This window comes from Roseateles sp. (genome assembly GCF_031397715.1).
In the GTDB taxonomy this organism is placed as follows: Bacteria; Pseudomonadota; Gammaproteobacteria; order Burkholderiales; family Burkholderiaceae_C; genus Paucibacter_A.
Genome location: NZ_JANNMI010000284.1, coordinates 1 through 7786, shown reverse-complemented (window position 1 = coordinate 7786; position 7786 = coordinate 1). Strand labels below are relative to the sequence as shown.

Annotated in this window: 9 protein-coding genes; 3 read left to right on the top strand and 6 right to left on the bottom strand. The window is 62.1% G+C overall.

Annotation, left to right across the window (positions count from 1 at the left end):
* Positions 1-1803 (bottom strand): sodium-translocating pyrophosphatase (locus RMO57_RS12520; protein ID WP_310387066.1); only part of this gene is annotated, 1803 nt, incomplete at its 3' end.
* A gap of 234 nt (positions 1804-2037) precedes the next feature.
* On the opposite strand from RMO57_RS12520, the gene ppa reads away from it, so the two are divergent.
* On the top strand, positions 2038-2577 hold the full coding sequence (gene ppa, locus RMO57_RS12515; protein WP_310387064.1) for an inorganic diphosphatase: 540 nt from the start codon (positions 2038-2040) through the stop codon (positions 2575-2577).
* Between the two features lie 71 nt (positions 2578-2648).
* Here ppa and RMO57_RS12510 read toward each other — a convergent pair whose 3' ends face one another.
* A complete protein-coding gene (locus RMO57_RS12510; protein WP_310387062.1) occupies positions 2649-3836 on the bottom strand; it encodes a GNAT family N-acetyltransferase in 1188 nt (395 codons plus the stop codon).
* Here RMO57_RS12510 and RMO57_RS12505 point away from each other — a divergent pair.
* Together RMO57_RS12505 and RMO57_RS12500 are read left to right on the top strand one after the other, a co-directional pair.
* A complete protein-coding gene (locus RMO57_RS12505; protein WP_310387060.1) occupies positions 3835-5532 on the top strand; it encodes an NAD+ synthase in 1698 nt (565 codons plus the stop codon). The genes RMO57_RS12510 and RMO57_RS12505 overlap by 2 nt on opposite strands.
* Positions 5533-5568: 36 nt before the next feature.
* A complete protein-coding gene (locus tag RMO57_RS12500) occupies positions 5569-5907 on the top strand; it encodes a P-II family nitrogen regulator (RefSeq protein ID WP_310387057.1) in 339 nt (112 codons plus the stop codon).
* Between the two features lie 9 nt (positions 5908-5916).
* Here the strand turns inward: RMO57_RS12500 and RMO57_RS12495 are convergent, their stop codons facing one another.
* The 4 genes from RMO57_RS12495 to RMO57_RS12480 all read right to left on the bottom strand — a co-directional run.
* Complete coding sequence (locus RMO57_RS12495) at positions 5917-6297, bottom strand: diacylglycerol kinase (protein WP_310387056.1); 381 nt, start codon at positions 6295-6297, stop codon at positions 5917-5919.
* On the bottom strand, positions 6294-6797 hold the full coding sequence (locus RMO57_RS12490; RefSeq protein WP_310387054.1) for an RDD family protein: 504 nt from the start codon (positions 6795-6797) through the stop codon (positions 6294-6296). The genes RMO57_RS12495 and RMO57_RS12490 overlap by 4 nt, the downstream gene beginning before the upstream one ends.
* A complete protein-coding gene (locus tag RMO57_RS12485) occupies positions 6794-7492 on the bottom strand; it encodes a DUF3106 domain-containing protein (protein WP_310387052.1) in 699 nt (232 codons plus the stop codon). The genes RMO57_RS12490 and RMO57_RS12485 overlap by 4 nt, the downstream gene beginning before the upstream one ends.
* Before the next feature lie 193 nt (positions 7493-7685).
* A partial coding sequence (locus RMO57_RS12480; RefSeq protein WP_310387068.1) for a DUF3619 family protein occupies positions 7686-7786 on the bottom strand: 101 nt, incomplete at its 5' end.

The following is a 7786-nucleotide window of genomic DNA, read 5'->3' as shown; positions in this document are numbered from 1 at the left end:
CATCAAGAGGCCACCCAGCGCAGCCGGGCCGAGCACCAGGCCGACGACCACCGGCACGATGACCGGCAGCAAGCTCGGGATGACCATCTCTTTGATGGCCGCCGTGGTGAGCATGTCGACCGCCGCGCTGTAGTCGGGCTTGCGCTTGCCGGCCATGATCAGGCCGTCGGCGAACTGGCGGCGCACTTCCACCACCACCGAGCCGGCGGCGCGGCCGACCGCTTCCATCGCCATCGCGCCGAACAGATAGGGGATCAGGCCGCCGATGAAGAGGCCGACGATCACCTTCGGGTCGCTCAGGTCGAACGACACTTGCATGCCGCGCGCTTCCAGCGAGTGGGTGTAGTCGGCGAACAAGACCAGCGCAGCCAAGCCGGCCGAGCCGATTGCATAGCCCTTGGTGACGGCCTTGGTGGTGTTGCAGACGGCGTCCAGCGGGTCGGTTTCATCGCGCACGCTCTTGGGCAGCTCGGCCATTTCGGCAATGCCGCCGGCGTTGTCCGTTATGGGGCCGTAGGCGTCGAGTGCCACGACGATGCCGGCCATGCTCAGCATGGCGGTGGCGGCGGTGGCGATGCCGTACAGGCCGGCCAGCTGGTAGGAGGCCAGGATGGCGGCGCAGACGAACAGTACCGGCCAGGCGGTCGAGCGCATCGAGACGCCCAGGCCGGCAATGATGTTGGTGCCGTGGCCGGTGGTGGAGGCTTGCGCGATGTGCTTGACCGGCGCGTACTGGGTGCCGGTGTAGAACTCGGTTACCCAGACCAGCGCGGCGGTCAGCACCAGACCGACGGCGCAGGCGCCGAACAAGCGCATTCTGGTTCCGGCACCTAAAGCGTCATCCGGCATCACCGCGTTGGTGACGAAGTAAAACGCGATCAGCGACAAGACGCCGGCCACGGCCAGGCCCTTGTAGAGCGCCGGCATCACGTTCTTCATGCCCGGCGAGGCCTTGACGAAGTAGCAGCCGATGATGGAGGCGATGATGGACACGCCGCCCAGCATCAGCGGGTAAAGGATGGCGGCCATCGGTGCTGCGGTCACCACCAGCGCGCCCAGTGCCATGGTGGCGATCAGCGTCACCGCATAGGTTTCGAACAGGTCGGCGGCCATGCCGGCGCAGTCGCCGACGTTGTCGCCGACGTTGTCGCCGACGTTGTCGGCAATCACGGCCGGGTTGCGCGGATCATCCTCGGGGATGCCGGCCTCGACCTTGCCGACCAGATCGGCGCCGACGTCGGCGCCCTTGGTGAAGATGCCACCACCCAGGCGGGCAAAGATCGATATCAAGGACGAGCCGAAGGCGAAGCCGAGCAGCGGTTTGAGCGTGGCGGCGTCAATCTTCTCGCCGCCGCTCAAGAACCAGAAGAACAGGCTGACACCCAGCAACCCCAAGCCGACCACCAGCATGCCGGTGATGGCGCCGCCCTTGAAGGCGACGTCCAGCGCCGGGCCAATGCCCTTGGTCGCAGCCTGTGCGGTTCGCACGTTAGCCCGCACCGATACATTCATGCCGATGAAGCCGCAGGCGCCCGACAGCACCGCGCCGAGCACGAAGCCGACCGCCGACATGCTGTCCAGAAAGACCGCGATCAGAATCGCCAGCACCAGGCCGACCGCCGCAATCGTCTTGTACTGACGGGCCAGATAGGCGGCAGCTCCTTGTTGAATTGCCGCGGCAATTTCCTGCATGCGGGCATTGCCCGCGTCTTGACTCAAGATCCAGCTTCTTTGAATGAAGCCGTACAACACAGCCGCTAGGCCGCAGGCCAGAGCGAAATACAGCGCCAAACTCGTCGACATGTAAATGTCTCCTCTTGTTCTATCTGCAGTTGAAGGGGAATCAGCTTCGACACCCGCATCATCAGATGAAGATGAGGGTCAGGTCACCGCAGCCCATGCTACGAGAACGCGAGGGCGTAAACCTTGGGTGTTTACCCAAGGTTTGCGGGTAAACGATGCGGTCGGCGCTTGTCAGGTATCGGCAAGGCCTGCCCGTAGAATGCGGGTTTCCCCTTGACCTAGCCACGGATAATCATGAGCCTGCATAACGTCACCCCCGGCGCCAAAGCGCCCGAACAGTTCAATGTCATCATCGAAATCCCGATGAATGCGGACCCGATCAAGTACGAGGTGGACAAGGAAACCGGCGCGATGTTTGTCGACCGGTTCATGACGACCGCGATGCACTACCCGTGCAACTACGGCTACATCCCGCAGACCCTGTCGGATGACGGCGACCCGGTGGATGTGCTGGTCGTAACGCCTTACCCGCTGACACCCGGTGTGGTGATCACTTGCCGTGCGGTCGGTGTGCTGAAGATGGAAGACGAAGCCGGCGGCGACGCCAAGCTGCTGGCCGTGCCGATCGAGAAGATTTTGCCGATGTACGAGCACTGGCAAAAGCCCGAGGATGTCAGCAAGATGCGCCTCAACGCGATCCAGCATTTCTTCGAGCATTACAAGGATCTGGAGCCGAACAAATGGGTCAAAGTGCAGGGCTGGGAAGGCCCGGAAGCCGCCAGGGCCGAGATCGTTGCCGGCATTGAGGCTTACAACAAGGCCAAACAGGGCTGAATTCAGCCTTTTTAGCAGTCCAAAGCGCCCGCCCAAAGCGCCCGCTCAAGCCGGGCGTTTTTTATTGGAGCTCAAGCTTTGTAGGGCTGATGTTCTTCCAATTCGTTCACATAGCCGCGCATGGCCTGACCCTCCTGGGCCAGAAAGTCGGCCACCGCGTTGCTGAAGTCCGGGTGCGCCAGCCAGTGGCTGGAATGGGTGCTCACGGGTAATAGCCCGCGTGCCATTTTGTGTTCGCCCTGTGCGCCGCCCTCAAAGCGCTGGTAACCATTGGCGATGCACCAGGCCAGCGGCTGGTAGTAGCAAGCATCGAAATGCAGGCAGGAGACGCTCTCGACTGTGCCCCAATAGCGGCCATAAGCGCTGCCTTGCACGGCGTCTATCGCGAGCAAGGAGACGGCGATTGGCTCGCCCGCGCGGACAGCGGTGAACAGCAGCCAATGCTCGGCCATATCGCGGCTCATCAAACGGAAGAACGCGCGCGTCAAATAGGGTGTGCTGCGATGCGCCCGGTAGGTCAGTTGGTAGCAATGGTAGAAAAAATCCCAGTCGGCCTCGCTGATCTGCGCACCTTGGCGTACTTCGAAATGGACTTCGGCCTCCCGTACCCGACGCTGCTCTTGCTGAATCTTCTTGCGCTTCTCGCGCTGCAGGGTGGAAAGAAAGTCCTCAAATGAGGCATAGGGCAAGGGCGTTCGGTTTTGCCAGTGGAACTGCACCCCCTGGCGTTGCATCCAGGCCTGTTGCTGAGCGGCGTCTAGGTCTGCCGAGTCGCCGAACAGCAGGTGGGCCGAACTCAGGCCTTGGCGCGTCGCCAAAGCTTGCAGTCCCTGGATCAAGAGTTGGCGTGCCTCGGCATTGACGGCCAACAAGCGGCTGCCCGGCACCGGCGTGAAGGGCACGGCCACCAGCAGCTTGGGGTAGTAGTGCAGACCATGCCTTTGGTAGGCGTCGGCCCAGGCCCAGTCAAACACATACTCACCGTAGGAATGGCTCTTCAGGTAGGCCGGACAGGCCGCCAACAATTGATCCTCTCGCCATAGGCTGACGAACTGGGTTTGCCAGCCGGTGGCTGCGGTCGCGCTGCCTGACTCGTGCAAGGCGCTGAAGTATTCCAGCCGCATAAAAGGCGTCGGCTGCGCTTGCGCGGCCAGCAGTGCATTCCAGTCGGCTTGCGGCAGCTGGCTCGGCGCCTCATGGACCCGGATGACATAATCAGCCGGCCCAATTTCCATCAGCATTTCATCGGTGAAATCCATGTCTGTGATCGTCGCGCTTGCGCAAATAAATGTCACCGTGGGTGATCTAGAAGGTAATGCGAAAAAGATCGTCGAGTACGGGCGACGAGCCCATGCTGCCGGCGCCAAATTGCTCATAACGCCCGAGCTGAGCCTGTGCGGCTACCCGCCCGAAGACCTGCTCTTGCGCCCCGCCTTCATGCAGGCCTGCGCTGCTGCCTTGCAAGGCATCGCGACCGACTTGGCTGATTGCGCGGGCCTCGCCGTGGTGGTCGGGCATCCCTTCCAACAAGCGGGGCAACGAGATCTTAGGTCGAAGAGCCGAACCGTGTCGGCGCGCTTCAATGCGGCCTCGGTTTTGCAAGGGGGTCAGGTCTTGCTGACTTATTGCAAACGCGAGTTGCCCAACTACCAGGTCTTCGATGAACGACGCTATTTCGTCTCGGGGCGCGACGCCGGCGAGCCGGCGGCGGTGTTCGAGGTTGGCGGCCTGCGTTTTGGTTTGACTATCTGCGAAGACGCCTGGTTTGACGAGCCGGCTCGCGCGGCCAAGGCGGCCGGCGCCCAAGTCTTGTGCGTGTTGAACGCCTCGCCCTTCCATATCGGCAAGGCCGAGGAGCGCGAACAGCGCATGGCCGAGCGGGCGCGCGATGTGGGTCTGCCGCTGTTGTATGCGCACCTGGTCGGCGGCCAGGATGAGGTGGTGTTCGACGGCGCTTCGTTTGCACTCAATGCGAAGGGCGAACTGGCCGCGCGGGCGCCCTTCTTTGAGGAGGCGCTGACGCTGCTTGAGCTCGACGCCGACGGCAAGGTCAAGGGTCAGGTCTTGCCGCTGCCGAGCCTGGAGGCACAGGTTTGGGCCGCTCTCGTCACCGGCGTGCGCGACTATGTGGGCAAGAACGGCTTCCCCGGCGTGTTGCTGGGGCTGTCCGGTGGCATTGATTCGGCCCTGGTGCTGGCGATTGCGGTCGACGCGCTGGGGGCAGACAAGGTGCGCACGGTGATGATGCCGTCGCCTTATACGGCCGATATTTCCTGGATTGATGCCCGCGCTATGGCCGAACGGCTGGGCGTGCGCTACGGCGAAAAGTCGATCTCACCGATGTTCGATGCTTTCAACGCCGGCTTGGCGGATGAATTCAAGGGCCTGGCGCTCGATGCGACCGAGGAGAACATCCAAGCCCGTATCCGCGGCACTTTGCTGATGGCCTTGTCGAACAAGTTCGGGTCCATCGTGCTGACCACCGGCAACAAGAGCGAGATGGCGACCGGCTATTGCACGCTTTACGGCGATATGGCGGGCGGCTTTGCAGTCATCAAGGATGTTGCCAAGACGCTGGTGTTCCGCTTGGCGCGTTGGCGTAACGAGCAGCCCACCATGCGGCTCGACGGGTCGGTGTTGACGACGGAGCCCATCATTCCTGAGCGCATCATCACGCGCCCACCGTCGGCCGAGTTGCGGCCCGATCAGAAGGATCAAGACAGCCTGCCGCCCTACGAGGTTTTGGATGCGATCCTGGCCCGCTATATGGAAGAAGACCAGTCGCTGGCTGAGATCGTTGCGGCCGGTTTCGAGCGGGCAGATGTTGAGCGTGTCACGCGTCTGATCGTGCTCAATGAATACAAGCGCCGCCAGGCACCGATCGGGATTCGCATTACGCACCGTGCTTTCGGGCGCGACTGGCGCTATCCGATCACATCGAAGTTCCGTGCTTAAATCGAAGCAATCTCACCCGTTTTGGAGCCTTAGACCATGAAGCAAATCACCGCCATCATCAAGCCGTTCAAGCTGGACGAGGTGCGCGAAGCCCTGGCCGAGGTGGGTGCGTCGGGTTTGACCGTCACCGAGGTGAAGGGCTTTGGTCGCCAAAAAGGCCATACCGAGCTGTACCGGGGTGCCGAGTACGTGGTCGACTTTTTGCCCAAGGTGAAGGTCGAGGTGGTGGTCAAGGACGACGACGTCGAGCGCTGCATCGACGCGATCCTGAAGGCGGCTAAAACCGGCAAGATCGGCGACGGCAAGATCTTCGTCACGCCGGTCGAGCAGGTGGTGCGCATCCGCACCGGCGAGACCGACGAAGAGGCAGTCTGAGGCTAGGCCTCAGCTGCCAAAGCGCTGCCACAGCGCCGCGCCCCAAATCCCGGCGCTGAGCAGCAAAGACAAGAGCACGGCGGCGCTGGCCAGGTCTTTGGCGCGCTTGGACAGGTCATGCAGCTCGAATGAAACCCGGTCAATCGCGGCTTCAATCCCTGAGTTCAACAACTCGACGATCAGCACCAGCATCAAAGAGCCCAGCAGCAGCGCGGTTTGCACCCAGCCCTGGCCGAGCCAGAAGGCCAGCGGCGTCGCGATGATCAACAGCCAAGTCTCCTGCCGAAAGGCGCTTTCACCGGTGTAGGCTGCCCGCAGCCCGGCCAGGGAATAACCGGTCGCGTGAAGGATGCGGACCAGACCGGTCTTGCCTTTGTAGGGGTTGCTCATCGTTTGATTGGTTTCTCAATCATCAATTGAGTGCCACAGATCACGTCGTGCAGGAACTGCCCGCTCGGGTGCATGCGGCTCAGCAAGGCATAGGCGGCCACGCCCGCGAACAAGGTCGCAAAAATGGCGCCGGTGCTGCGCAGGCCGATCAACCAAACGCTGACCAGGGCCGGCGCAAACCAGAGCCAACTCAAGCAGTAGCGTGCCAGGGCGCGCGGCTTGCTCAGGGCTTGGCCTTGCAGGTCGACGACGCGAATATGCCAGGCTTTCATCGCCACGGTTTGGCCACCACGGGTCCAAAACCAGCTGAAGTAGAGGCCTATCACTACAAACAACACCGCCTGCAGCGCATGCTGCCCCTGCAGCGCGTGTCGTTGCTGAGTCAGGGTGCCGAACAAGAAGGCGGTGGCGAACACCACGCCGAACAGAACCACACCTTCGTAGACAAAGGCAGCCATGCGGCGTTTCAGGCTGGGCCTCTGCGGGCTTGCCAATGTCATGGGCTTGATGGGCCGGATGCGCTGCTCGTTGGGCGTTTGGGCAGCAAGGTCTTGCTGTCGACCCAGTCCGGATTGGCCAGCACCTTGGTGTAGCCGGCTCTCTGATGTGAGGGCACCAACTTGTCTTGGGTCATCAGCACCGTGGTGGCGCCTGGCTTGGCCTGCAGCAAGGACGGCGCGACCGCTTTGGGCGCTTGGCTTGAAGTTGCCTTGGGCACCAGGTTGGACTTGGCCTGTGGCGTGCTGCTCGTTTGAGCGAGCAGGCCGGTCTTGGCGGGCTTGCTGGCCTGGTTTTCCAATTTTTTGGCGGCCTTGTCGGCCAACTGTTGGCGTTGTTCCTGGGGCAGGGCTTGATAGGCTTCCCACTTGGCTTGGCGCTCGTCGGCGTTAATTTTCTTGGCGCCCTGAAAGCTGATGCGAGCCTGCTGGCGTTCGGCGGGGCTTAGTCGGGTCCACTCGCGCATGCGCTCTTGCACCCGCGACTGCTCCTGTGCTGGCAGACCCGAAAAACGTGTCGCCACTTCCAACCATTGACTCTTGCGGGCCGCGTCCAGGGCGTCCCAGTCTTGTTGCAGCGGGAGAAGAATCTCCTTTTGCGCCGGCGTGAGGCGAGCCCAAGTCGGCGCGGGTAAGAGCGCGTTGGGCGCGGCAATTTTCTTTGGGCCAAGGCGCGGCAATGCTTCGACTGCACTCACCTCCGCTGAGGGGCTCAAAGGCGTCTGCAGCGTCTGCATTGGGCCGCTGGCCGGGCTTTCAGTGGGTGCCGTAGCGCTTTGGGCAAACGCCATTTTGCTGGCAAGCAAAGCAATTGCCGCAAACAGCAAGCTAAGCTGTTGTTTGCGGCAATGTGCGCGCGGGATACCGGCTGATCTCTTCATAGGCATGAAGTCATTCTTGCTCATCACTCAAATATTCATTGAATCCTGGATCGCCGTAAGCCGCAGGGGGCAGCTTGTCGGAAAGCAGGCTAGTGTCGACTTCCGCCGCGG

Coding starts and splice junctions, on each gene's coding strand:
- ppa (WP_310387064.1), top strand. CDS start 2,038: ATGAGCCTGCATAACGTCACCCCCGGCGCCAAAGCGCCCGAACAGTTC.
- RMO57_RS12505 (WP_310387060.1), top strand. CDS start 3,835: ATGTCTGTGATCGTCGCGCTTGCGCAAATAAATGTCACCGTGGGTGAT.
- RMO57_RS12510 (WP_310387062.1), bottom strand. CDS start 3,836: ATGGATTTCACCGATGAAATGCTGATGGAAATTGGGCCGGCTGATTAT.
- RMO57_RS12500 (WP_310387057.1), top strand. CDS start 5,569: ATGAAGCAAATCACCGCCATCATCAAGCCGTTCAAGCTGGACGAGGTG.
- RMO57_RS12495 (WP_310387056.1), bottom strand. CDS start 6,297: ATGAGCAACCCCTACAAAGGCAAGACCGGTCTGGTCCGCATCCTTCAC.
- RMO57_RS12490 (WP_310387054.1), bottom strand. CDS start 6,797: ATGACATTGGCAAGCCCGCAGAGGCCCAGCCTGAAACGCCGCATGGCT.